Here is a 21713-nt window from a genome sequence, read left to right as displayed (position 1 = left end):
TCCCCGGATTCTAGGAACGCTCTCAGCGTGCCGGAGCGAATTCCATGGCGCGCGTCTGCTCCGAGAGCTGCGGCGTGTAGGAGATGCCCTTGCGCATCGCCCAGATGTTGACCTGATGGTGGATCGGGATCACCGCCAGCTCCTGCTGGTAGCCGATGCGGATGGCCTCGAAATACAGCTTCTCACGGGCTTCCTGGTCGATCGTCGTGAGCGCGCGGTCGATCAGCCGGTCGAGCGAGGTGTTGCTGTAATGGCTGGGGCGGAGGCGGGTGCCGCGGCCGCGCTCCGGCTCCGGCGTCGCCAGCATCAGCGAGAGATGCGTGTCGGGCTCGCCGGTGGAGGTGCTCCAGCCGGTGAGCGCGATGCTGTGCTCGTCACGCACGCCGCCGGCGGTGAAGAAGACGCTGGCCGGGGTGGTCGCCACCTGAGTGCGGACGCCGATGCGCGCCCACATCTGAGCGACGGCCTGGGCGATGGCGTCGTCGTTCACGTAGCGGTCGTTCGGGCCGCTGAGGGTGATGTTGAAGCCGTCGGGGTAGCCGGCCTCGGCGAGGAGCCGCTTCGCACGGTCGGGCTCGTAGGCGGGGACGGGGATCGAGGGGTCGTAGCCCATCGCGCCTTCCGGCTGGGCCTGGCCGGTGGGCTTCGAGTGGCCCTCCATGATCTGGCGCTGGATGCCCTCGCGGTTGATGGCGATGGAGAGGGCCTGGCGCACGCGCACGTCGCGCATCGGGTTGGGGATGGGCTTGCCGTCGCGGTCGGTGACCAATGGCGAGACCGGGCGGTTGGCATCGACATAGAGGTAGATCAGCCGGAGGCCGGGGCGGGAGGTGACGGTGAGGCGGTTGTCGCGCGAGATGCGGGCGACGTCGCGCGTCGGCACCGTGTCGATGGCGTCCACGTCGCCCGACTGCAGCGCGGCGACGCGGGCGCTGTCATTGGTGATCATCCGGTAGGTGACGCGCTCCCAGGGCTGGGCGCGGCCCCAGTAATTGGGGTTGCGGGCGAAGACGGCGCGGTCGCCGAGGGCCAGCGAGACGAGGCGGTAGGGGCCGGTGCCGACCGCCGCCTTGCCGCTGTTGTAGTCGGCGGTGCTCATCCCCTCGCCCTGTTTGCGGCCGATGATGGCGAAGGACATCATCATCTGCGGAATGAGCGGGATGGGCTCGGCGGTGTGCATGCGGATGGTGTGGGTATCGACCACCTCCAGCCGCGTCACCGGGCGGATGTACTGGCCCATGGAGGTCGGGCTGTTCGGCACGTTCGGCGCGCGCTCGAAGGTGTAGACCACGTCGTCGGCGGTGAAGGGCGTGCCGTCCTGCCAGCGGACGCCCTCACGCAGCTTGAACTCCCAGGTGCGCTCGTCGACGACGCGCCAGGAGGTAGCGAGGCCGGGCGATGGGCGCTGGTCGGCATCGGGGTGAACCAAGCGGTCGAAGACGTGCCAGGTCAGCGCGTGGTTCGGAGAGAGGTCGAAGAAATGCGGGTCCATCGAGGTGAAGGCGCCGCCCACCGCGATGGTGAGGTCGGCGGCTTTCGCCGGTAGGCTCCCGAGTGGGGCCACCGTAGCCATGGCCGCGATGGCCCATCGCGCGCTGCGTCGCATCCGCCTGTCTCCCTTATGCCGTCCCTGATCCGCAGCGTGGCGGATGGTGGGGAGGACATGCAAGGGGCGGGCCGGTTTGCCCGTGGCCGGGCGATCACCCGCGGCGGGAGGTGGGGCGGCTCCCCAGCTGGTCGAGCGCCTCGGCATTGGCGCGGCCCCAGGCATAGAGCAGTTCCACCGGCTCGACGAAGCGCCGCCCCAGGGCCGAGAGCCGGTACTCGACCGCCGGCGGCACAGTGCCCTGGACGTGGCGGGTGACGAGGCCGCTCTCGCCCATCTCCCGCAGGGTCTGGATCAGCATCTTCTTCGAGATGCCGGGCAGGCTGCGCTGCAGGACGTCGGTGCGGGCCGCGCCGCCATGCCGGGCGTGCAGCACGTGCAGGACCATGCTCGTCCACTTGGTGGTGAACAGGTCGAGCACGCGCCGTGGCGCGCAATCCTCCCGCCATTCCTCCTCGGTACTGCCGGGCTGCATGGGTGGTGACCTCCTGGTGCCTATGTCCCAATTCGGTTCCGTCTGGAACGCCGCTGCCCCCGGGCCCAGTTCCGCCACCAAGGGATGCAGGAGTTGGAGATGGCAGGCACGGCACTGGTCGCGGGCGCGAGCGGCATCGTCGGCGGCGCGACGGCGGCGCTGCTGGCGGCGGAGGGATGGACGGTGCATGGCCTTGCGCGTCGGCCGACCGGACAGGAGCGTGTGCTGCCGGTCGTCGCCGACCTGCAGGATGCGGCCGGCGTCGCCGCGGCGCTCGCTGGGATCCGCCCTGAGGTCGTGTTCATCACCACCTGGCTGCGGCAGGAGAGCGAGGCGGAGAACATCCGGGTCAACGCGGCGATGGTGCGCAACCTGCTCGACGGGCTGCGCCCCACCGGCAGCCTGCGGCACGTCGCGCTGGTCACCGGGCTGAAGCACTACCTCGGACCCTTCGAGGCCTATGGGAAGGGCGCGCTGCCGCAGACGCCGTTCCGCGAGGAGCAGGGCCGGCTGGAGGTCGAGAATTTCTACTACGCCCAGGAGGACGAGGTCTTCGCCGCCGCCGCGCGCGACGGCTTCGGCTGGAGCGTCCATCGCCCGCATACGGTGATCGGCAAGGCGGTCGGCAATGCGATGAACATGGGCACCACGCTGGCAGCCTATGCCACCCTCTGCCGCGAGACGGGGCGGCCCTTCCGCTTCCCCGGCTCGGCCGCGCAGTGGAACGGGCTGACGGACATGACGGATGCGCGGCTGCTGGCGCGGCACCTGCTCTGGGCGGCGACCACGCCCGCAGCGCGCGACGAGGCCTTCAACGTGGTGAACGGCGACATCTTCCGCTGGAGCTGGATGTGGGGCCGCATCGCCGGCTGGTTCGGGCTGGAGCCGGCGCCCTTCGACGGCACGGTGCGGCCGCTTGAGGAGCAGATGGCGGAGGATGCGCCCGTCTGGCGGCGCATCGCCGGGCGCGAGGGGCTGGCGGAGCCCGAGCTCGGCCGCCTCGCCTCGCCCTGGCACACCGATGCCGATCTCGGCCGCCCGATCGAGGTGGTGACCGACATGGGCAAAAGCCGGCGGCTGGGCTTCACCGCCTACCAGGCGACGGACGAGGCGTTCTTCGACCTGTTCGGGCGGCTACGCGCCGACCGGCTGATCCCCTGAGCGGAGCGGCCCTCGACCGGCCGCGTCCCCCAGGTCCGCGGCTCTAGCCGCGATAGTAGAGCATCACCGTATGCGTCGCCTCGGCGAACATCAGCCAACGCTCGATCAGCAAGCCGCCGATGGCGAGCACGGCGCCGAGGGTCAGCGCCAGCGCGGCCGGGGTGCCGCCGATGAGGACCGCGAGCAGGGCCAGCAGCACCGGCAGGGCGAAGCCCGCTCCTTGCGCGATCAGGCGGAGCTTCGCGGCATGCTTGCGGGCGATACGGAAACCCATCTCGCGCAGGAGGTAGTTCTGCTCGGTATGCGGCGGGTCGAGCTGGCGCACCTTGCCGATGAAGCCGAGCGTCGTCGCGCTCTCGATGGTGGCGATGGGCGGGGCAGCGTCGATCGCCTGCCAGTAGGCGCGCTTCAGCAGCAAGGCGGCGGCGCCGGTGAGGGTGGCGAGCAGCGCCGGCACCGCGCCGCCGCCGGCGAAGGCGGCGAGCATCGCCAGCAGCACGGCGCCGCTGAAGGCGGAGAGCGCCAGATAGCCGGGGACGACCAGCGGGTGGTGCCATTGGCGGATGGGCTTCAGCGAGGCGTAGATCATCCCCGTGCAGTAGACGGTGGCGATGGCCCCGGCCGCCGCCAGCAGGCCGGCCGCGAGGGCGAGCGTCGGCGCATCCACCCAGAGGGCGAGGCCGAGCAGCAGCGCCGGGATGTAGGTGAGGATCGCCGCCACGCCCTCGCGCGACAGCCAGGAGGAGCGCCATTGCGAGACGGCGCGCCAGGCCCGCTGCGGGTTGCCGAGATGCAGCGTGGAGGACAGGAGCCCCGCGGTGATCAGCACCAGGGCGAGGGCGAGGGCGACCAGCCCCTGGCCGGGGACGAGGCCGAGCGGACGCAGCAGGCCGAGCCAGAAGAGTAACCCGTAGCCCGCGCCGGACGCGGTGGTGAAGAAAACGATCGACGGGGCGGGGTTCACCGGGTGAGCACCTTGTCCATCCAGCGGAGCAGCGGGTTCTTGATGTCCATCGGCGTCGGCGCGGCTTCCTCCGGCTTCGCCGCGACGCTGCTGCGGTTGCGCGGCGGCAGGTAGCTGTTGACCGGCTTGTAGCCGAGCTCCGGCATCAGCGGCTGGCCACCGCGCTCGGCGACGAGCTTGCTGACCTTGCTCTCCGGGTCGCCGAGATCGCCGAAATGGCGGGCGCTGGTCGGGCAGGTCAGCACGCAGGCGGGCTGGCGCTGCGCCTCGGGAATATTGGTGTTGTAGATGCGGTCGATGCAGAGGGTGCATTTCTTCATCACCCCCTCGTCCTCGTCCATCTCGCGCGCGCCATAGGGGCAGGCCCAGGCGCACAATCCACAGCCGATGCAGAGGTCGTGGTCGACGAGGACGATGCCGTCCTCGATGCGCTTGTAGGAGGCGCCGGTCGGGCAGACGGTGACGCAGTCCGGTGTCTCGCAATGGAGGCAGGAGCGGGGGAAGTTGACGGTGCGGCCGCGCTCCCCCTCCCCTGCCTCGTAGCTGTGGACGCGGTTGAACCAGACGCCCTCGGCGCCGGCCGAATAGGGCTTCGTGTCCGGCAGCGGGCCGCTATGGCCGGAGGCGTTCCACTCCTTGCAGTTGGTCGCGCAGGCCTGGCAGCCGACGCAGGTGTCGAGGTCGATGACGAGGCCGAGCTTCGTCTGGCCTGGGGTGATCTCGGGCAGGCAGGTCACGGGGTTGCCTTCGTCGAATAGCGGAGGATGTCGGGGCGGGCCGGCATGTTCGGCGGCAGGGCGGGCGCCTCCGGGTGCGGGCTGGTGATGCCCTCCTCGCCGGGGGCGCATTTGGTCACCGAGACGCGGAGGTCGTACCATGCCGCCTGGCCCGTGACCGGGTCGGCATTGGCTTGGCGGAAGCCGCCCTGGGCCGGCAGCCATTCGCTGATGACGTGATTGAGCAAGAAGCCGCGGGTCGATTCCGGGCTGCCTTCCTCCAGGTTCCAGGCGCCGGCGCGCTTGCCGATGGCGTTCCAGGTCCAGACCGTGTCGGGGTTCACGCCCTCCATCAGCGAGACCTGGCACTTCAGGCGGCCGGCACGGCTCTCGACCCAGACCCAGTCGTCCTGGGCGAGGCCGAGCGCGGTGCCGCGGCTGCGCGCCATGTAGAGCTTGTTGGCACCGATGATCTGCCGCAGCCAGGCATTCATCGAGCCCCAGGAATGGTACATCGCCATCGGCCGCTGGGTGATGGCGGAGAGGTCGAAGCGGTCGAGGTCCTGGCCCTCGTGCTCGAGCGCCGGGTACCAGATGGGCAGCGGGTCGCAGTAGGTGCGGATGCGCTCGCGGAGGCGGTCGGGCGGCTGCTTCGCGCCATGGCCCTCGGCGGCGAGGCGGAATTTCTGCAGGGGCTCGGACCAGATCTGCATGACGATCTGGTCCGACTTGCCCATCAGCCCCATCGCCTTGGACTGCTCGAGATAGGGCTTGTTGGCGTGCTTGTAGTAGCCCTGCTCCGGCGGCAGGTGGTCGCGCCAGAAGCAGCCATTCTCGATGTAGCGCTGGAGCTGGTCGGGGTTCGGCTCGCCGACGCCCTTCTTGGCTCCGTCCGTGCCGCGGAAGCCGGCGAGCGGGCCGACGCCGGGCATGCGCTCGTGGTTGGTGATGTAGTCCGGGTAGTCCTTGAACTTCGGCGAGCCGTCCGGCTTGGTGAAGGCGGGCAGGCCGAGGCGCGAGCCCAGCTCGATCAGCACGTCCTGGAAGGGACGCACGTCGCGGTCGGGCTTGATGACGGGCTGGCGGATGGCATCGCCCGCGCCATGCGCGCTGCCGATCGGCCGGTCGAGGATGGAGATGCAGTCCCAGCGCTCGAGATAGGTGGTGTCGGGCAGGATCAGGTCGGCATAGGGCACCGTCTCGGAGAAATAGGCGTCCGAGTAGATGACGTGCGGGATGGTGTAGCTGCCATCCGGCTGCGTCTCGGTGAGGATGCGGATGACCTCGCCGGGGTTCATCGCGCTGTTCCAGGCCATGTTGGCCATGAACATGAAGAGCGTGTCGATCTTATAGGGGTCGCCGGCGCCGGCATTGCCGATGACGGTATGCATCATCCCGTGCAGCGAGAGCGGTGCGTCCCAGGAGAAGGCCTTGTCGATGCGGATCGGGTTGCCGTCGTCGTCGACGAGCAGGTCGTCCGGCCCGTGCGGGAAGGAGAGGATGTTGCCGCTCAGCGGCGTGTTCGGCTTGGCGCCGCGGCCGGCGGGGCCGGGGCCGGGCGGGATCGGCCGCGGGAAGGGCGACTTGTAGCGCCAGGAGCCGGGCGTATCGACGGCGCCGAGCAGCATCTGCAGCAGGTGCAGCGCGCGGCAGGTGTGGAAGCCGTTGCTGTGAGCGGAGATGCCGCGCATCGCGTGGAAGGCGACGGGGCGGCCGGTCATCGTCTCGTGGCGTCGGCCCCAGACATCGGTCCAGGGCTGGTCCAGCGTGATCGCCTGGTTGAAGGCGACATCGGCAATTTCGGCGGCGATGCGGCGGATGCGCTCGGCGGGGAGGCCGCAGCGCTCGGCGACCGCCTCCGGCGCGTATTCGGGGGCGAGGTAGCGCTCGGCCAGCAGGTGGAAGACGGGCTGGCAGCGCCGGCCGTCGGGCATGGTGAACTCGCCCGCCATGACGGCCGAGAGGTCCACCAGCGAGGCGTCGATGGCGCCCCGCTCGCGGTCCCAGGCCAGCGGCTTGCCGTTCTCGTCGCGGGCGAAGAGGCCGTCATCCTCGCCGCCCGGGTTGCGCACCACGAGCCAGGAGGCGTTGGTGTAGCGGGCGAGGAAGTCGAGGTCGATCTGGTCGGTGCGCAGCAGCTCATGCGCCAGCGCCAGCGCGAAGAGCCCGTCGGTGCCGGGGCGGAGGCCGACCCATTCGTCGGCGATGGCGGAATAGCCGGTGCGTACGGGGTTGATGGAGACGACCCTCGCCCCCCTGCCCTTCATCTTGGCGAGGCCGATCTTGATCGGGTTGCTGTCGTGGTCCTCGGCGACGCCGAACATCAGCAGGTACTTGGCGCGGTCCCAGTCGGGCTCGCCGAATTCCCAGAAGCTGCCGCCGATGGAGTAGAGGCCGGCGGCCGCCATGTTCACCGAGCAGAAGCCGCCATGGGCGGCGAAATTCGGCGTGCCGAATTGCGCGGCCCAGAAGCCCGTCAGGCTCTGCGACTGGTCGCGGCCGGTGAAGAAGGCGAGCTGCCGTGGGTCGGTCGCGCGGACATGGCGGAGCCAGCCGGTGGCGGTCTCGAGCGCCTCCTCCCAGGAGATCTCGGCGAACTCGCCGGAGCCGCGGGGGCCGACGCGCTTCAAGGGCGCGCGCAGCCGGGCGGGCGAGTACTGCGTCATGATCCCGGCGCTGCCCTTGCCGCAGAGCACGCCCTTGTTCACCGGGTGGTCCGGGTTGCCCTCGATGTAGCGGATGCGGCCGTCCTTCAGGTGGACGCGGATGCCGCAGCGGCAGGCGCACATGTAGCAGGTGGTGGTCTTCACCTCATCGCCGACGGGGGGCGAGTAGTCCACCACCCGGTCGGGCCTTTCCGTCGCCAGCGGCATCGGCGCTTCGGGCATAGACTGGCCTTCTCCCCTACCCTGAAATGTCAGTAAGCCACGAGGCCCCGTTCTGGGCAAACCACGAGGAGAAGTCCATGCCGCAAAGCCTGAAGTCCCTGGTGCAGTCGGGCCGGCTCGCCGCCGGAACCTTCCTCGTCGAGTTCGTGACGCCCGGGATCGGCCATATCCTGGCCGGCGCCGGCTGCGACTTCGCCTTCCTCGACATGGAGCATAGCGGCTTCTCGACCGAGACGGTGAAGTCCGCGCTGCGCTACCTGGAGGCGGGCGGCATCCCGACGCTGGTGCGGGTGCCCTCGCGCGACGCCCATGACATCGCCCGCCTCGCCGATGTGGGGGCGGAGGGGGTGATGCTGCCGCTGGTCGGCAGCCTGGAGGTGGCTCGGGCTGCGGTCGCTGCGCTGAAATACCCGCCGCAGGGGCGGAGGGGCGTCGCGCTTCAGATCGCACATGACAACTACCGGGCGGGGCCGGCGGCGGCGAAGCTGGCGGCGGCCAACGAGCGCACCGTGCTGGTGCTGATGATCGAAACCGCCGAGGGGGTGGAGCAGGCGGAGGCGATCGCGGCGCTCGATGGCGTCGATGCGCTCTGGGTCGGGCATTTCGACCTCTCGGCCTCGCTCGGCATCCCGGGGGAGTTCGATCATCCGGCCTTCCGCGAGGCGACGCGGCGGGTCTGCGCCGCTGCGCGGAAGCACGGCAAGGGCCTTGGCCGGCTGGTGACCGGGCCAGAGGAGGCGGAGCGGGCCTGGCAGGACGGCTTCCGCCTGCTGGCCTGGGGCGGGGATGCCTGGCTGTTGCAGACGGCGGTGGCGGAGGGCGTCGGGCGGCTGCGGGGGATTGCCGCAAGCTAGTCCTGCGGGCCGGCCTGCCTGCGGAGGGCGCGGGCGCGGACGATGATCCAGGCCAGGCCGAGCACCAGCAGGACCGGGGCGGCGATGGCCGCTGCCATGGTGCCGGCGGCGAGGCCCCGCCCATCGGCGCCGGCCTCCAGCATCGCCATGCTGGAGACGGCGGCGCCGAACAGGACCGCGCCGAGGAGGGCGGCGGCCAGCGTCTTCGCCAGAAGCCACCAGATACCCGGGATACTGAACAGTTTCATCGCGGATGGGTGGCCCTCGCTGCATCGGCTCGGGCGGTCTTATGGCCCGCCCTCGCCTCTGGCAATCGCGGACTTAGTCCTGCTTGAGGCTGCCGACCCGGCCCGCCGTCTGGCCGGAATCGATGATCAGTTCCGAGCCGTTGACATAGCTTGATTGGTCCGAGGCCAGGTAGAGCACGCCGTTGGCGATGTCCTGCGGCGTGCCGAGCTTGCCGGTCGGGACGCTGGCGGCGGCGATGGCGCGGGCGTCGAGCGGGGCGTTGCGGCCGCCGGGGCCGATCGGCATCTTGTCCCAGATCTCCGTGTCGATGATGCCGGGATGGACGCTGTTGCAGCGGATGTTGTCGCGCGCGCATTCCAGCGCCACCGACTTGGCGAAGAGGCGGACGGCGCCCTTCGACGCCGAATAGCCGGCGAGCCCGGCCGAGCCGCGGATGCCGGCCACCGAGGACAGCAGGATGATGGAGCCGCCGCCGGCGCGCTTCATCGCCGGGATGGCGTGCTTCACCGACAGGAAGACGCCGTCCACGTTGACGGCCATCTGCCGCCGCCACTCCTCGAGCGACATGTCGAGGATCGACTTCAGGATGGCGATGCCCGCATTGGCGACCAGCACGTCGAGCCGGCCGAAGCGGGTCTCGGCCTCCTTCACCACCTCGGCCCAGCGGGCCTCGTCGGTGACGTCCTGGTGGAGGTAGTGGGCCTCGCTCCCGGCCTCGCGGATGCGGCCGGCCATGGCCTCGCCGCGGGCATCGTCGAGATCGGTGAGGAGGACCTTGGCCCCCTCGCGCGCCAGGGTCGCGGCGCAGGCGGCGCCGATGCCGGCGGCCGCGCCGGTGACGAGCGCGACCTTGCCATGGAGCTGGGGGCCTTGGAGCTGAGCCATTCGTTTCCTCCGGTTTTATCCCGGCAGGAAGGTTAGCCAGCTATCCGCGCCGCGTCATGGCCCCGCTCAGCCACTGTGCGCCGAGCAGCAGGCCGATGCCGCCGAGCGCCAGCGTGCCGAGGCTGGGGCCGCGCGCATGCGGCACGGGCTTGCCGCTGCGCGAGCTGGTGCCCTCGGCGATCGGGCGGGCGACGGCGCCCTCGCTGCGCGGCACCCGGCCGGCGCGGCGGAGGGCGGCGCGGATCGCCGCCCCCGACACCGTCTCGGTCAGGCCGGGCGCCAGGCCATAGGCGACGCGCGCCACCGTGGCCTCCCAGCCGACCGCCACCTCGGCGCGCGGCCGGCGGACCAGGGCCAGCACCACCTCCGCCACCGCCTCCGGCGTCAGGTAGAGCGCCTTCGGCTCCAGCCTCCGGCCGGAGACGTTCGCGGCGCGGTCGAGGCCGGGCGTGTCCACCAGCGCCGGGAAGACGGCGCAGACATGAATGCCGGGCTTGCCCGTCAGCTCCTGGCGGAGGCTCGCGCTGAAGCCGCGGATGCCGAATTTGCTGGCGGCGTAGGAAGCGGCGAAGGGCGTCGGCGACCAGCCGCCCATCGAGCACATGTTGATCAGCACGCCCCCGCCCTGGCGGAGGAAATGCGGCAGCGCGGCGGAGCTGCCCTGCATGGTGCCGATCAGGTTGATCTCCACCACCTTGCGCTGCAGCTCAGCCGTCGCCTCCCAATAAGGGCCGAAGACGCCGGTGCCCACGTTGTTGAACCAGACGTCGACGCGGCCATGGACGTCGATGGCGGCCCGGGCCAGCGCCTCGACCTGGGCGCCGTCCGAGACATCGGTCGGCACGGCAATGGCTTCGGCGCCGAGGGCGCGGCATTCCCGCGCCGTGTCCTCCAGCGCTTCCGGCCGGCGAGCGGCGAGCACCAGCCGGGCGCCCTCGCGGGCGAAGGCAAGGGCAGTCGCCTTGCCGATGCCGGAGGAGGCGCCGGTGATGACGGTGACGGCGTTCGGGATGCGGGGCATGGCGGCCTTTCCGGCTGGCGGGGTCAGCCGAAGGAAGGCGCGGGGCGTCAGGTGGTTCCGGCGGCGAAGGGCGGCTGGAGCCAGAGCGGGTCCTTCACCTTCCTCAGGAACTCCGCATGGGCGGCGAGCTCGGCCTCGCTGGGGGTGACGAGGCGGGGCGTGCGGGGGCGGTCCAGACCGGCCAGCGCGCGGGTGCCGCCGCCGATGTTCAATGCCAGGACGAAGCCGGGCTGCCGGCCGCCCTTCAGCTCCAGATAAACCTGGGCGAGCAGCTTCACGTCGAGCAGCGCGTTGTGGCTGGTGCGCATGGAGTTGTCGATGCCGAGGCGGCGGCAAAGCGCATCGAGGCTGTTCGGCATGCCCGGATAGCGCTCCTTCGCCAGCATCAGGCTGTCGACCATCCGCGCCCGGTCGAGCGGCTTGTGGCCGGCGCGCACCAGCTCGGCATCGAGGAAGCCGAAGTCGAAGGGCGCGTTGTGGGCGATGATCGCGGAATCGCCGATGAAGCCCAGCATCCCCTCGACGATCTCGGCGAATTTGGGCTGGCCCTTTAGCATCTCGGCGGTGAAGCCGTGGACGCGGGTGCTTTCCGGCGGTACGTCCCGCTCGGGGTCGATGAGGGTATGGTAGGTGGCGCCGGTCGGCATCAGGTTGACCAGCTCGATCGCCGCCACCTCGATGACGCGGTCGCCCGTGGCGGGGTCGAGGCCGGTGGTCTCGGTATCCAGCACCACCGCGCGCTGCCGCGCATCCCGTCCCGCCTGGCTCACCCGCGCCTCCGCCTCGATTCCGGGGCTATCGTAGCACGGTGCGGCCGGGCTGGCTGGCCTGCGGCCCCAGCCCGGCAGCCTCGGCACGACGGCGGCGGTGCAGCTCGACGGCCGTGGCGGGCGGGGTCGCCTGCTGCTGGCGGTGCAGCTCCGCCAGGCTGTCGCGGATCGGCTTGCCGGCCGTCCAGCGGCCGACGATGCGGTGCATATCCTTGCCGTTCATGCTCATCCTCCCTTCGGCTGGCATGGAACGGTGACAACGCCAAGGCAGGGCCGCCGGATGCGAATCCGCCGCCACCACGCCGCCGGATTGAGGCGCCGTCGCTGGCGCTCGCGCCAGGCGGCAAGGCGGGACACGAGGGCGGGAGGCAGCTCGCCGACGCCATGGCGAGCCACAACTCGTACCGCTTCCGGGCGTCAACGCGGTCGCAACTTTCATGGAGACGACGCCATGCGGACCGGCCTTCGCTTTGTCCTGCCGAGCCTGATCCTGGGCGGCCTCGCCGCCTGCACAAGCGCCCCGCCGCCTGCGCCCGAGCCCCGGGCAGCCGCGCCGGAGGCGGCGCCAACCCAGGTCGGGCAAGCCTCCTATTACGGCCCGCAATTCAATGGGCGGCAGACCGCGAGCGGCGCCCGCTTCGACCCGAACTCGGACACCGCCGCGCATCGCACCCTGCCACTCGGCACGGTCGCCGAGGTGAAGAACACCGAGACCGGGCGCACCGCCCGCGTCACCATCCGCGACCGCGGGCCCTATGTGCGCGGCCGGGTGGTCGATCTCAGCCCCCGCACGGCGGAGCGGCTCGGCATGAAGCAGCAAGGCGTCGCCCCGGTGGAGGTGCGGCCGGTCGCGGTGCCGCCGGGCCGCGAAGCCGAGGCGGCAGCGGCGATGGCCTCGACGCGGTAGCCAGGGCTCACCGCCCGCCGCGGATCTCCCGCACCAGCGCCCGGATGGCGCGCTGGGCAGCGTGGCGGGAGAGTCCCGTCTCCACCACCCGGTCGGCGCGGCGGCGCTTCTCCCGGTCCGGCAGCTGCCGGGCGCGGATGGCGGCGAGGCGCGCCTCCGTCATCCCCGGCCGGCGGAGGACGCGGATGCGCTGCACGGCGGCGGGGGCGGAGACCACCACCACCAGGTCGCAGCGCCCCTCCCCCCGCGTCTCGTAGAGCAGCGGGATGTCGAGCACGACCATCGGCTCGGCCCGCCTGCGGGCAGCGGCGAGGAAACGGCGCTCGGCATCGCGCACCAGCGGGTGGACGATGCGCTCCAGCCGCGTCAGCGCGGCGTTGTCGCCGAGCACGGCGCGGCGCAGTGCCTCGCGGTCGACGCGGCCTTCACGGACCGTGTCGGGGAAGGCCGCGCCGATCGGGGCCACGGCGCGGCCGCCGCGCGACTGCAGCGCGTGGACGGCGGCATCGGCATCGAAGACGGGGACGTGCAGGCGGCGGAAGGTGTTCGCTGCGGTCGACTTGCCCATGCCGATGCTGCCGGTCAGCCCTACGATCTTCATCGCGTCGGGATGTCCCCGCCGACGACGTCGCGCAGCTCGGCATCGACCACGGGTTCCGCGCCGAACCAGGCGGCGAAGCCGGGCCGCGCCTGGTGCAGCAGCATCCCGAGCCCGTCGACCGCCGCCAGCCCGCGTGCCCGCGCCGCGGCGAGCAGCCCTGTCTCGCGCGGGACGTAGACGATGTCGGCGACCACCGCCCCGGTGGGGAGCGGGGCGAGGTCGATCTCGAGCGGCGGCTGGCCTTGCATGCCGAGGGATGTGGTGTTGACCAGCAGCGCCGCATCCCCGAGCGGCGCGCGGTCCGCCACCTCGACGGGGCCGCCCAGCGCCCGGGCCAGGGACTCGGCACGGGCGGGGGTGCGGTTGACCAGGGTGAGGCGGGGGCAGCCGGCATCGAGCAGCGCCGCGGCAATGGCGCGCGCCGAGCCGCCGGCGCCGAGGATCACCGCCGGCCCTGCCTCCGCCCGCCAGTCCGGCGCGCCGTCGCGCAGGTTGGCGAGGAAGCCGAAGCCGTCGGTGTTGGAACCGCAGGTCCGGCCGTCGCGGAAGACGAGTGTGTTCACCGCCCCGGCGCGCTCGGCCGAGGGCTCCACCTGGTCGCAGACGGCGAAGGCCGCCTCCTTGTGCGGGATGGTGACGTTGGCGCCGCGGAAGCCGAGATCGGCCAGCGAGCGCACCGCATCGGCGAAGCGCTCCGGCCGCACCGGTAGGGGGAGGTAGGCGCCGTCGATGCCGTGGCGGCGCAGCCAGAGCCCGTGCAGGCGCGGCGAGCGGGAATGGGCGACGGGCCAGCCCAAGATCCCGGCAAGTCGGGATGTGCCGGTCAGGATGGGGCCCGTGAGGATGGTCATGCCCCGAGGGTCGCCGCCACGCGGGCGGCGGTCAACCTACTCGGCGGCGGCGAGGCCGGCCGTCTGGCGTGGCCGCGCCCAGAGCTCCGGCTGCAGCTCCTCCGGCCGGTCGGGGAAGAGCAGCGCGCAGAGGAAGGTGACGGCGCCGAACCCGGCCAGCACCAGCATCGGCGCGGCGAGGCTGCCCGTCGCCTCGTGCAGGAAGCCGATGAGGGGCGAGGCCGCCGCGGCGCCGAGGAAGCCGATGGTGAAGCGGATGGAGTAGAGCTTCACCCGCAGCGCCGGCGCCACGTAGCGCGCCGTCATCGTCTCGTTCACCGTCACTTGGCCGAAGATGGAGGCGGCCATCAGCGCCGAGAGCGGCAGCACCCACCACCCTTGGGCGAAGGACAAGGCGAGCAGGCAGGGCAGCTGCAGCAGGGCCAGCGGCAGGAAGACGCGCTTCAGCCTGTGGCGGTCGATCAGGCGGCCGACGGTGAACTGGGTGAGGCCGCCGCAGAGCGTGGCGGCGAAGGCGAGCATGCCGACCACCGGCAGCAGGCCGGGCGAGGTCGCCAGCCGCTCCTCCATCAGCTTCGGGATCAGCAGGGTGAAGGCGTTGAAGACGAGGCCGGAGACGGCGGCGATGGTCAGCAGCACGGCAACGGCACGGCGGACGACGGCGGCGGGAATCTCGGGGAAGGGCTTGGCGCCGCCGGCGGCCTTCGCTGCGTCGAAGGCGGGCTCGCGCAGCCAGGCGAGGCCGGCGACGGCGCAGAGCGCGCCGGGCAGGATGAAGGCCCAGTGCCAGCCGAGCCGGGCGGCGACGAGCGCCGTCACCACCGGGGCGCAGGCCACGCCGAGATTGCCGAAGACGCCGTTGATGCCGACCGCGCGGCCGACCTTGCCGCCGGGCGCGGCGCTCGCCGCCTCGACCAGCATCGCCGTGCCGATCGGGTGGTAGATGGCGGCGAAGGCGCCCATCAGCGCGAGCGCGAGGCCCAAGGTCAGCGGCCGCTCGGCGAGGCCGGCGAGCATCATCGCCCCGCCGGTGCCGAGGAAGAAGCCGGCCATCATCGCCTTCCGGCCGAAGCGGGCGGCGAGCCAGCCCATCGGCAGGGAACCGAGGCCGTAGAGCACGAACATCCCCGTCCCGAGCGCGATGATCGGCCCGTACTCCTGCCCGAAGGCCTCCGGCGCCTGGGCCACCATGCCGAGCACCGCCGTCGCCAGGATCAGCAGCGAGTAGTGGGTGAAGATGTGGGCGATGTTGACGAAGGCGATCTGCCGCCTGGCTTGGTCGTGCATGGCGCTTTCCGATTTCCTGGACCGTGTCGGAAGATTAGCCTGGCCGGATGACGATGGCTGGCCAAACCCTGTCGGCGTCCGGCCAATTGCCCGAGGCGCCGCTGCGCAACCTGCCGCAGGACGGCGTCGACCGGCCGCTGGCCGGCTTCACCCGCGACTACCGCCCCGGGGAGAGCGTGGAGCGGCATGCCCATACCCGCGCGCAGCTGCTCTATGCGACGCGCGGGGTGATGCGCATCGCCACCGACACGGCGGCCTTCGTCCTGCCGCCGGGCCGGGCGCTATGGATGCCGGCACGCGTGCCGCATGTGACGGCGATGCAGGGACCGGTCGCCATGCGGGCGCTCTTCCTCCGCGCCGATGCGGCGGCGGCGGGGCCGGGCGCGGTGACGGTGCTGGCCGTCTCGCCCCTGCTGCGGGAGCTGGTGCTGGCTGCCTGCGCCGAGCCGCTGGAGTGGGACCAGGCCGGGCGCGGCGGGCACATCACGGCCCTGATCCTCGACGAGATCGCCCGCGCACCGCGCCTGCCGCTCGGCCTGCCGGCGTTGTGCGATGCGCGGCTGCGGCGGCTGGCGGCGGCCTTGCAGGCGGACCCGGCGCAGCCGCTTGGCCTCGAGGACTGGGCGCGGCAGTGTGGAGCGAGCCCGCGCACCCTCACCCGCCTCTTCCGCGAAGAGACGGGGATGAGCTTCGGCCGCTGGCGGCAGGCGCTGCGGCTGGCCGAGGCGGCGGCACTGCTGGCCGAGGGGGTGCCGCCGGCGCGGGCGGCCGCGCGGGTCGGCTATGCCAGCGCGCCGGCCTTCGGGGCAGCCTTCCGCGCCGCCTTCGGGGTCACGCCGGGCAGCGGTCGGACCGCAGGCGGAATTGGCGGCTTGTAACATCGGGAAATACTTGAATCAACTCCGCGTGCAATATACGAATGTGATGGGTGCATGTCCCCCCATGCCCCGGGAAAACGCCAGGAGTAACCCCCCGATGCTTGGCAATGCCGTTCTGGGCGCCGTTATCGTGACGACCGTGGTCTGGCTTGGGCTGGCGCCCATGGCATGGGTATGGGTGGCGCTGGAATACCTGGCGATCTGGAGCGCCGGATCGACCCTGCTGGTGGCCGCCCTTGGCGCCTGGGTCGCCATCGGCCGGGCCCGGCAGGAGCCGCGGCGGGAAGCGGCGGTCCGCAGGGGCTCAGTAGCCGGCTAGGCGCAGCGGCTCCGTGTGCGGGAACTCGCTGAAGATGCGGTCCCATGAGGAGACGTGCCCATCCGTCGCATCGTGCCAGGGCGCAAGGCGGCGGACATAGCGGTTGTGGATGCGGGCCTCGCCCCAATCCTCCTCGAAGCGGTCCTGCGGCAGCACCACGACCAGCTCGAAATGCGACGGTCCATGGATGTCGAGCAGTTGGCCGCGCACGGCGGGCAACAGGCGGCGCAGCTCCGCCACCTCCTCTTCCGGCTCGATCTTGTAGAAATAGGCGGTGCGGTGCCCGGCCGGACGTCCGCGGAGGAATTTGGCGATCAGGTAGCCGGCCTTCTCCAGGTGGTCGGCCCAGCGGGCTGCATAGTCGGGGTCGGCGCGGAAGTCGTATCCGCGGAAGGGCGAGTGGAATTTGTAGCCATAGCCGCCGTCGAGCAGCATCGAACCATCGGCATGGGCCGAGATGTCGGCCTCCTGCAGCACGCCGTCGAAGCGGGTGGCGAGCAGCCTTTCCAGGGCGGCAATGCCGGTGACGTTCCAGCTGAAGAAGGAAGAGCTGTCGCGGCCGAGGACCCGGCGGAATTGGAAGCCGACTTCGCAGTCGCTGCCGAGCGATATGTATTCCTCGAACTTCTCGGACATCGGGCCGGACCTCCGATCTTCTAGGTATCACACACGCCGGGCCGGTCCAGCACCGGTTGCAGGCCGGGTCCCGACCCGCATCGCTTCAGCGACCCGCGGTGCCGACGGCGGGGCGGTGCGGAGCGGCAGCAGGCAGAGCAGGGCGGCGAGGCCGACCAGGCCGGCGAGGCCGAGCACCGCCATTGCCGGGAGATGCGCCAGCAGCGGCGCGGTCAGCATCGGCGCCGCGGCCTGGGCCATCAGCACCGGCAGCGCCAGCTTGCCCATCAGCACCGGATAGCCGCGCGGGCCGAACAGCGCGAGCGGCACGGAGCCACGGCAGATGGTGATGATGCCGTTGCTGGCACCGTGCATCAGCACGAAGGGCACCGCCGCCACCGGTCCGATCAGCACCAGCAGCAGCGTGGCAACCGGCAGCAGTCCGGCGCCCAGCCAGGCGACGCGCAACGGGTGCACCGACTTGCCCACGGTGAACTCCAGCAGCCGCCCGCCGACCTGGGCCGGACCCATCAGCGAGGCGGCGGCGACCGCGGCCGTGACCGAGAGGCCGAGCCCCGCCAGCATCACCGGGAGCTGCACCGACATGGTAGTGCTGATGAGCGCCCGCAGGGTGAAGAAGGCGGCGAGGAAGAGGAAGCTGCGCCGCACCCAGGCGGCCGGCAGCGGAATCTCGGCGGGATCGGCGGCGGCGGCCTTCGACTCGCCGCCCGCCCCGGCGCGCGGCAGCATCGCATAGACCGGCAGCACCAGCAGCAGGTTGACGGCGGCGAAGACCAGGCAGGTGTTGCGCCAGCCGAGGGCGGGCATCAGCGCCGCGGTCAGCGGCCAGCCGATGGTGCTGGCGAAGCCGCCGAGCAGGGTGACGATGGTGATCCCCCGCCGCGCCGCCCGGCCGTAGAGCGTGCCGAGCGTGGCGAAGGCCGCCTCGTAGAGGCCAAGCCCCATCCCGACCCCAAGGACGATCCAGGCGATGAACCAGCCCGCGAGCCCCGGCAGCAGCCCGAGCAACGCCAGTCCGGCGGCCAGGGTGACCGCGGAGGCCATCATCACCGGCCGCCCGCCGAGGCGCTCGATCGTCCGGCCGATCCGTGGCGCGGCGAGGCCGGAGATCAGCAGGGCGAGGGAAAAGGCGCCGTAGACCAGCGTCCGATCCGCCTGGAGGTCCTCCACCACCACGGGCGCAAGCAGCGCCGGCAGGTAGTAGCTGGTGGCCCAGGCCAAGGTCTGGCCAATGCCGAGGAGCAAGGCGACGAAGCGGGAGTCCGTGCGGAGATCGACCATACGGATGTTCTCGGCAAGGTTGAGGAGGGCGCCAAGGGCCCAGTGTCAGATGGTTAATACTCCGTTCATCTTCCGAATGGAAAATTCCATTCCGTGGCAAGATCAGGACAGAAGGCGCCGCAGCTTCTCGCCCTGCCGGCGGCTCCAGCCGATCAGCCGCGCCTCCATCGCCTCGACCCGCGCCATCTGGCGGGGGAAGCGTGCCTCCAGCTTGCCCATCCAGCGCCGCGCCCAGGCGTATTGGTCGCGCAGCACGAAAAGGCCGAGGGCGAGGAAGAGCACGCCCTGCAGGATCGGCAGCACCAGCCCGGCGACACCCAGCGCCAGCAGCGCGAAGCCGAGTACCTTCCTTTGCCACGAACTCATCAGGCGGCCCTCGGCGGCAGGGCGAGGGCGCGCTCGCCGGAGACGAAGAGATATTCGGTGTTGGTCAGCCGCCCCACTGTGCCGACCTTCTCGCCCTTCGGGTTGTGGATGCCGATCTTGGCGCCGACATAGCGGCCGTAGGGGATCTCGATCACCCGCAGCGGGCCGCGCGGCCTGAGCATCGCCTCCAGCGCGGCGCGGCCGAGGTAACCCTCGTCGTTGAAGGAGACGATGACGGTGGGGCAACGCAGCGCGGCGATGGTGCGCGCCAGCGCTGGGCCGATGCCGGGTCGGCTGTTGAAGGCGGAGCGCCGCGTGCGGCAATCCAGGCGCTTGTTGGCGATTCCATAGACCTCCGGCTGGTCCCAGCGCACCAGCGTCTCCCAGACATGGTAGTTCCGCAGGTAGGAATGCTGGTTGTAGGGCGGGTCGAGATAGGCGAGGTCGCAGTCGAGTGTGGCCGCCACCTCCTCCGCCTCGCCGCAGAGGGCAGCGCAGGGGCCGGCGGCGGGCCGTGGCCGCATGGCGGGCAGGCGGAGGGCCAGCGGGTTATGGGCGCGGGCGGCCCAGCGCTTCATGTAGGCCATCTGCAGGCCGGCGGTGCTGTCCACCCGGTCGGCCGCCTCGAGCAGGGAGGTGAGCAGCACCGCCTCCAGCTCCGGCTCGGCGCCGAGTGCGGCGATTCCCTCGCGGATTGCCTCGATCCGGGCGCCGTTGTCGGGGTGGAAGTAGCGGGCGGCGACGCAATAGGTCTCGGTGAACCAGCCATGGCGCGGCGGCAGTCGCCCGAGGTCGGCGAGAATGCGCGCCGCCCGTTCGCCCCAGGCTTCGGCATCGGCCTGGACGTAGCAGGTGGCGAGGGTATGGGCGAAGGCGTTGTGATCGTTGGAGATGACGCGGTAGCCGGCGCCCTTCAGCGCATGGCCGACCCGGGCTGTGCCGGAGAAGAGGTCGGCCACGGTGGCCCCCTCCGGCGCGGCGGTGCGGATGGCCGAAAGGATCTGCGTCAGCAGCGCCCGCTTGGAGCCGATATACTTGATCACCGATGGAGGACCAGCCGGGGCGGCGATTCGGGGCAAGCCATCAACCGGAGAGCGCCCAGCCCGGATACGTCCGCGACGCGGCGACGGTGCCCTTCGGCACCAGCACGCCGACATTCTCCCACATCCGCGCCGCGCGCATCTTCACCGGTACGCCGCCGATGCCGATGGAGACGACGATGCCGCGACGGCCATGCGTCTCCACCGTGTAGTTCCGTTCCTGATTGAAGTCGGCGTCCTGCAGGGCGAGGCGTTCCTGCGCCGTGTCCCCGAGGCGCTGGAAGCTGACCAGGTGTCCAGCCTGGACGGCCGGGAGGTGTTCGTTCCGGAAGGCATCCTTGAGGCGGGGATGCCAATCCTCGGTCACCGGGTCGACCAGGAATTCCAGAGGATGGCCGGGCTTCGCCAGGATGACGGCAAGCGCCCAGCGCATGAAGGCCTCCTGCGCCCCGGTGCGTTGCTTCGCGGCCATGGCATCCCCTCCCCTCTCAACCGGGGAGGGTAGCCGATCCGCCGCCATTCGGCATCAGATATGCAACGCTCGCCCGTCGGCGGCGAGAGCGGCTTCCTTCACCGCCTCGTTCAGCGTCGGGTGGGCGTGGCAGGTGCGGGCCACGTCCTCGGCGCTGGCGCCGAACTCCATGGCCAGCGTCATCTCGGCGATCAGCGTGCCCGCATCGGGACCGATGATGTGAGCGCCGAGCACCTTGTCGGTCTTGGCGTCCGACAGGATCTTCACGAAGCCGTCCGTGTCGTTCATCGCACGCGCCCGGCCATTGGCCGTGAAGGGGAATTTGCCGGCCTTGTAGGCCACTCCCCCGGCCTTCAGCTCGTCCTCCGTCGCGCCGACCGAGGCGATCTCGGGCCAGGTGTAGACGACGCTCGGGATGGCGCCGTAGTTCACATGGCCGGCCTGGCCGGCGAGGATCTCGGCGACGGCGACGCCCTCCTCCTCGGCCTTGTGGGCCAGCATGGCGCCGGCGATGCAGTCGCCGATGGCGTAGATCCCCGGCACGCTGGTGGCGAAATGCGCGTCGGTGGCGACGCGGCCGCGCTCGTCACGCTTCACGCCGACCTCGTCGAGGCCGAGGCCCTCGACATAGGGGCGGCGGCCGATGGCGAGCAGCACGACATCGGCGCGGATCTCCTCCGCATCGCCGCCGGCGGCGGGCTCCACCTTGAGGGTGACGCCCTCGGCATCCTGCTCGGCGGCAACCACCTTCGACTTCAGGCGGAACTTCATGCCTTGCTTGCCGAAGAGGCGCTCGGCCTGCTTCGCCAGCTCGGCATCCATGCCGGGGATGAGGCGGTCGAGGTACTCGATGACCGTGACCTGGGCGCCGAGGCGCTTCCAGACCGAGCCGAGCTCCAGGCCGATGACGCCGCCGCCGATGACGACGAGGTGGCCGGGGACCTTCTCCAGCTCCAGCGCGCCGGTGGAGGTGACGACGCGCTTCTCGTCCACCTCGACGCCGCGGAGCGGGGTGCTGTCGCTGCCGGTCGCGATGACGATGGCCTTGGTGGCGTAGGTCTCGCCACCCACCTCGACCTGGCCGGGGGCGGTGATCCTGCCGGCGCCCTTCAGCCAGGTGACCTTGTTCTTGCGGAAGAGGAATTCGACGCCCTTGACGTTGGCGTTCACCACCTCGCCCTTCCGGGCCTGCATCTTGGCGAGGTCGAGCTTCACGCCGTCGACCAGGACGCCGTGGTCGGCCAGCTTGTGGGCCGCCTCCTCGAAATTCTCGCTGCTCTGGAGCAGGGCCTTGGAGGGAATGCAGCCGATATTGAGGCAGGTGCCGCCGAGCGTCTCCCGCTTTTCCACGCAGGCCGTCTTCAGCCCGAGCTGGGCGGCGCGGATGGCGCAGACATAGCCGCCGGGGCCGGAGCCGATGACGATGAGGTCGAAGCTGTCGGGCATTGGGGGTCCTCGGGCCGGGATTTCGCGGCGGAAACTGGCC

General features: G+C 71.2%; 24 protein-coding genes. 5 read left to right on the top strand and 19 right to left on the bottom strand.

Annotation, left to right across the window (positions count from 1 at the left end; all coding sequences use genetic code 11):
* Nucleotides 1–22: 22 nt before the first annotated feature.
* Together JMJ56_RS11885 and JMJ56_RS11880 are read right to left on the bottom strand one after the other, a co-directional pair.
* Nucleotides 23–1606, bottom strand: a complete 1584-nt coding sequence (locus tag JMJ56_RS11885; RefSeq protein WP_202831921.1) for an ABC transporter substrate-binding protein — start codon at nt 1604–1606, stop codon at nt 23–25.
* Between the two features lie 94 nt (nt 1607–1700).
* Nucleotides 1701–2081: a winged helix-turn-helix transcriptional regulator gene (locus tag JMJ56_RS11880; protein WP_202831919.1), complete on the bottom strand. Its 381-nt coding sequence runs from the start codon at nt 2079–2081 to the stop codon at nt 1701–1703.
* Between the two features lie 99 nt (nt 2082–2180).
* On the opposite strand from JMJ56_RS11880, the gene JMJ56_RS11875 reads away from it, so the two are divergent.
* Complete coding sequence (locus JMJ56_RS11875; RefSeq protein ID WP_202831917.1) at nt 2181–3242, top strand: SDR family oxidoreductase; 1062 nt, start codon at nt 2181–2183, stop codon at nt 3240–3242.
* A gap of 43 nt (nt 3243–3285) precedes the next feature.
* On the opposite strand, the gene JMJ56_RS11870 is transcribed toward JMJ56_RS11875, so the two are convergent.
* Genes JMJ56_RS11870 through JMJ56_RS11860 form a run of 3 tightly spaced genes read right to left on the bottom strand, consistent with a single transcriptional unit; the run spans nt 3286 to nt 7810 of the window.
* Nucleotides 3286–4206 carry a dimethyl sulfoxide reductase anchor subunit family protein gene (locus JMJ56_RS11870; protein WP_202831915.1) on the bottom strand — a complete coding sequence of 307 codons (921 nt, stop codon included), beginning with the start codon at nt 4204–4206 and terminating at the stop codon, nt 3286–3288.
* The gene (locus JMJ56_RS11865) at nt 4203–4943 is read right to left on the bottom strand and encodes a 4Fe-4S dicluster domain-containing protein (RefSeq protein WP_328702361.1); all 741 of its coding nucleotides are present in this window, start codon (nt 4941–4943) and stop codon (nt 4203–4205) included. Before JMJ56_RS11865 ends, JMJ56_RS11870 begins: the two co-directional genes overlap by 4 nt.
* Nucleotides 4940–7810: a molybdopterin oxidoreductase family protein gene (locus JMJ56_RS11860; protein ID WP_236037688.1), complete on the bottom strand. Its 2871-nt coding sequence runs from the start codon at nt 7808–7810 to the stop codon at nt 4940–4942. The genes JMJ56_RS11865 and JMJ56_RS11860 overlap by 4 nt, the downstream gene beginning before the upstream one ends.
* 77 nt (nt 7811–7887) lie before the next feature.
* On the opposite strand from JMJ56_RS11860, the gene JMJ56_RS11855 reads away from it, so the two are divergent.
* Nucleotides 7888–8664, top strand: coding sequence for an HpcH/HpaI aldolase family protein (locus JMJ56_RS11855; RefSeq protein WP_202831911.1), 777 nt, complete (start codon nt 7888–7890; stop codon nt 8662–8664).
* Here the strand turns inward: JMJ56_RS11855 and JMJ56_RS11850 are convergent.
* The 5 genes from JMJ56_RS11850 to JMJ56_RS11830 form a co-directional block, all read right to left on the bottom strand.
* On the bottom strand, nt 8661–8912 hold the full coding sequence (locus tag JMJ56_RS11850) for a hypothetical protein (RefSeq protein WP_202831909.1): 252 nt from the start codon (nt 8910–8912) through the stop codon (nt 8661–8663). The two genes, JMJ56_RS11855 and JMJ56_RS11850, sit on opposite strands and share 4 nt — an antisense overlap.
* Before the next feature lie 73 nt (nt 8913–8985).
* Entirely contained in the window at nt 8986–9798 is an 813-nt protein-coding gene (locus JMJ56_RS11845; protein WP_202831907.1) for an SDR family NAD(P)-dependent oxidoreductase, read from the bottom strand.
* Nucleotides 9799–9838: 40 nt separating this feature from the next.
* On the bottom strand, nt 9839–10819 hold the full coding sequence (locus JMJ56_RS11840) for an SDR family oxidoreductase (protein WP_202831905.1): 981 nt from the start codon (nt 10817–10819) through the stop codon (nt 9839–9841).
* 47 nt (nt 10820–10866) lie between these two features.
* A complete protein-coding gene (gene dnaQ, locus JMJ56_RS11835) occupies nt 10867–11589 on the bottom strand; it encodes a DNA polymerase III subunit epsilon (protein ID WP_202831903.1) in 723 nt (240 codons plus the stop codon).
* A 25-nt stretch (nt 11590–11614) separates the two neighbouring features.
* A complete protein-coding gene (locus JMJ56_RS11830) occupies nt 11615–11812 on the bottom strand; it encodes a hypothetical protein (RefSeq protein ID WP_202831901.1) in 198 nt (65 codons plus the stop codon).
* A 228-nt stretch (nt 11813–12040) separates the two neighbouring features.
* Here JMJ56_RS11830 and JMJ56_RS11825 point away from each other — a divergent pair, with 228 nt between their 5' ends.
* Nucleotides 12041–12496, top strand: coding sequence for a septal ring lytic transglycosylase RlpA family protein (locus tag JMJ56_RS11825; protein WP_202831899.1), 456 nt, complete (start codon nt 12041–12043; stop codon nt 12494–12496).
* Nucleotides 12497–12503: 7 nt separating this feature from the next.
* Here the strand turns inward: JMJ56_RS11825 and coaE are convergent, their stop codons facing one another.
* The 3 genes from coaE to JMJ56_RS11810 are packed head-to-tail and all read right to left on the bottom strand — an operon-like array spanning nt 12504 to nt 15235.
* A complete protein-coding gene (coaE, locus tag JMJ56_RS11820; protein WP_202831897.1) occupies nt 12504–13097 on the bottom strand; it encodes a dephospho-CoA kinase in 594 nt (197 codons plus the stop codon).
* A complete protein-coding gene (locus JMJ56_RS11815; protein ID WP_236037687.1) occupies nt 13094–13948 on the bottom strand; it encodes a shikimate dehydrogenase in 855 nt (284 codons plus the stop codon). The genes coaE and JMJ56_RS11815 overlap by 4 nt, the downstream gene beginning before the upstream one ends.
* A gap of 36 nt (nt 13949–13984) precedes the next feature.
* Nucleotides 13985–15235, bottom strand: coding sequence for an MFS transporter (locus JMJ56_RS11810; RefSeq protein ID WP_202831895.1), 1251 nt, complete (start codon nt 15233–15235; stop codon nt 13985–13987).
* 53 nt (nt 15236–15288) lie between these two features.
* On the opposite strand from JMJ56_RS11810, the gene JMJ56_RS11805 reads away from it, so the two are divergent.
* Both JMJ56_RS11805 and JMJ56_RS11800 read left to right on the top strand, forming a co-directional pair.
* Complete coding sequence (locus JMJ56_RS11805) at nt 15289–16113, top strand: helix-turn-helix domain-containing protein (RefSeq protein WP_202831893.1); 825 nt, start codon at nt 15289–15291, stop codon at nt 16111–16113.
* Between the two features lie 97 nt (nt 16114–16210).
* On the top strand, nt 16211–16432 hold the full coding sequence (locus JMJ56_RS11800; protein WP_202831891.1) for a hypothetical protein: 222 nt from the start codon (nt 16211–16213) through the stop codon (nt 16430–16432).
* On the opposite strand, the gene JMJ56_RS11795 is transcribed toward JMJ56_RS11800, so the two are convergent.
* The 6 genes from JMJ56_RS11795 to lpdA all read right to left on the bottom strand — a co-directional run bounded on the left by JMJ56_RS11795 (nt 16418) and on the right by lpdA (nt 21673).
* Nucleotides 16418–17068 carry a LytR C-terminal domain-containing protein gene (locus JMJ56_RS11795; protein WP_202831889.1) on the bottom strand — a complete coding sequence of 217 codons (651 nt, stop codon included), beginning with the start codon at nt 17066–17068 and terminating at the stop codon, nt 16418–16420. The two genes, JMJ56_RS11800 and JMJ56_RS11795, sit on opposite strands and share 15 nt — an antisense overlap.
* 27 nt (nt 17069–17095) lie before the next feature.
* Nucleotides 17096–18349 carry an MFS transporter gene (locus tag JMJ56_RS11790; protein WP_202831887.1) on the bottom strand — a complete coding sequence of 418 codons (1254 nt, stop codon included), beginning with the start codon at nt 18347–18349 and terminating at the stop codon, nt 17096–17098.
* Between the two features lie 102 nt (nt 18350–18451).
* On the bottom strand, nt 18452–18715 hold the full coding sequence (locus JMJ56_RS11785) for a PGPGW domain-containing protein (protein WP_202831885.1): 264 nt from the start codon (nt 18713–18715) through the stop codon (nt 18452–18454).
* Nucleotides 18715–19758 (bottom strand): DNA adenine methylase, encoded by a 1044-nt coding sequence (locus tag JMJ56_RS11780; RefSeq protein WP_202831883.1) that lies wholly within the window; start codon nt 19756–19758, stop codon nt 18715–18717. Before JMJ56_RS11780 ends, JMJ56_RS11785 begins: the two co-directional genes overlap by 1 nt.
* A 40-nt stretch (nt 19759–19798) precedes the next feature.
* Complete coding sequence (locus JMJ56_RS11775; RefSeq protein WP_202831881.1) at nt 19799–20227, bottom strand: polymorphic toxin type 5 domain-containing protein; 429 nt, start codon at nt 20225–20227, stop codon at nt 19799–19801.
* 54 nt (nt 20228–20281) lie between these two features.
* Nucleotides 20282–21673 carry a dihydrolipoyl dehydrogenase gene (gene lpdA, locus JMJ56_RS11770; protein WP_202831879.1) on the bottom strand — a complete coding sequence of 464 codons (1392 nt, stop codon included), beginning with the start codon at nt 21671–21673 and terminating at the stop codon, nt 20282–20284.
* Nucleotides 21674–21713: the final 40 nt, after the last annotated feature.

Origin of the sequence: Belnapia arida (assembly GCF_016773205.1) — a bacterium.
In the GTDB taxonomy this organism is placed as follows: domain Bacteria; phylum Pseudomonadota; class Alphaproteobacteria; order Acetobacterales; family Acetobacteraceae; genus Belnapia; species Belnapia arida.
Note: the sequence above shows the minus strand (reverse complement) of the source record. Positions and strands in the feature narration are given on the sequence as shown.

Coding starts and splice junctions, on each gene's coding strand:
- JMJ56_RS11875 (WP_202831917.1), top strand. CDS start 2,181: ATGGCAGGCACGGCACTGGTCGCGGGCGCGAGCGGCATCGTCGGCGGC.
- JMJ56_RS11800 (WP_202831891.1), top strand. CDS start 16,211: ATGCTTGGCAATGCCGTTCTGGGCGCCGTTATCGTGACGACCGTGGTC.
- JMJ56_RS11855 (WP_202831911.1), top strand. CDS start 7,888: ATGCCGCAAAGCCTGAAGTCCCTGGTGCAGTCGGGCCGGCTCGCCGCC.
- JMJ56_RS11795 (WP_202831889.1), bottom strand. CDS start 17,068: ATGTCCGAGAAGTTCGAGGAATACATATCGCTCGGCAGCGACTGCGAA.
- coaE (WP_202831897.1), bottom strand. CDS start 13,097: ATGAAGATCGTAGGGCTGACCGGCAGCATCGGCATGGGCAAGTCGACC.
- JMJ56_RS11810 (WP_202831895.1), bottom strand. CDS start 15,235: ATGCACGACCAAGCCAGGCGGCAGATCGCCTTCGTCAACATCGCCCAC.
- JMJ56_RS11825 (WP_202831899.1), top strand. CDS start 12,041: ATGCGGACCGGCCTTCGCTTTGTCCTGCCGAGCCTGATCCTGGGCGGC.
- JMJ56_RS11845 (WP_202831907.1), bottom strand. CDS start 9,798: ATGGCTCAGCTCCAAGGCCCCCAGCTCCATGGCAAGGTCGCGCTCGTC.
- JMJ56_RS11775 (WP_202831881.1), bottom strand. CDS start 20,227: ATGGCCGCGAAGCAACGCACCGGGGCGCAGGAGGCCTTCATGCGCTGG.
- JMJ56_RS11860 (WP_236037688.1), bottom strand. CDS start 7,810: ATGCCCGAAGCGCCGATGCCGCTGGCGACGGAAAGGCCCGACCGGGTG.
- JMJ56_RS11815 (WP_236037687.1), bottom strand. CDS start 13,948: ATGACCATCCTCACGGGCCCCATCCTGACCGGCACATCCCGACTTGCC.
- JMJ56_RS11805 (WP_202831893.1), top strand. CDS start 15,289: ATGGCTGGCCAAACCCTGTCGGCGTCCGGCCAATTGCCCGAGGCGCCG.
- JMJ56_RS11880 (WP_202831919.1), bottom strand. CDS start 2,081: ATGCAGCCCGGCAGTACCGAGGAGGAATGGCGGGAGGATTGCGCGCCA.
- JMJ56_RS11790 (WP_202831887.1), bottom strand. CDS start 18,349: ATGGTCGATCTCCGCACGGACTCCCGCTTCGTCGCCTTGCTCCTCGGC.
- JMJ56_RS11840 (WP_202831905.1), bottom strand. CDS start 10,819: ATGCCCCGCATCCCGAACGCCGTCACCGTCATCACCGGCGCCTCCTCC.
- JMJ56_RS11830 (WP_202831901.1), bottom strand. CDS start 11,812: ATGAACGGCAAGGATATGCACCGCATCGTCGGCCGCTGGACGGCCGGC.
- lpdA (WP_202831879.1), bottom strand. CDS start 21,673: ATGCCCGACAGCTTCGACCTCATCGTCATCGGCTCCGGCCCCGGCGGC.
- JMJ56_RS11785 (WP_202831885.1), bottom strand. CDS start 18,715: ATGAGTTCGTGGCAAAGGAAGGTACTCGGCTTCGCGCTGCTGGCGCTG.
- JMJ56_RS11885 (WP_202831921.1), bottom strand. CDS start 1,606: ATGCGACGCAGCGCGCGATGGGCCATCGCGGCCATGGCTACGGTGGCC.
- JMJ56_RS11850 (WP_202831909.1), bottom strand. CDS start 8,912: ATGAAACTGTTCAGTATCCCGGGTATCTGGTGGCTTCTGGCGAAGACG.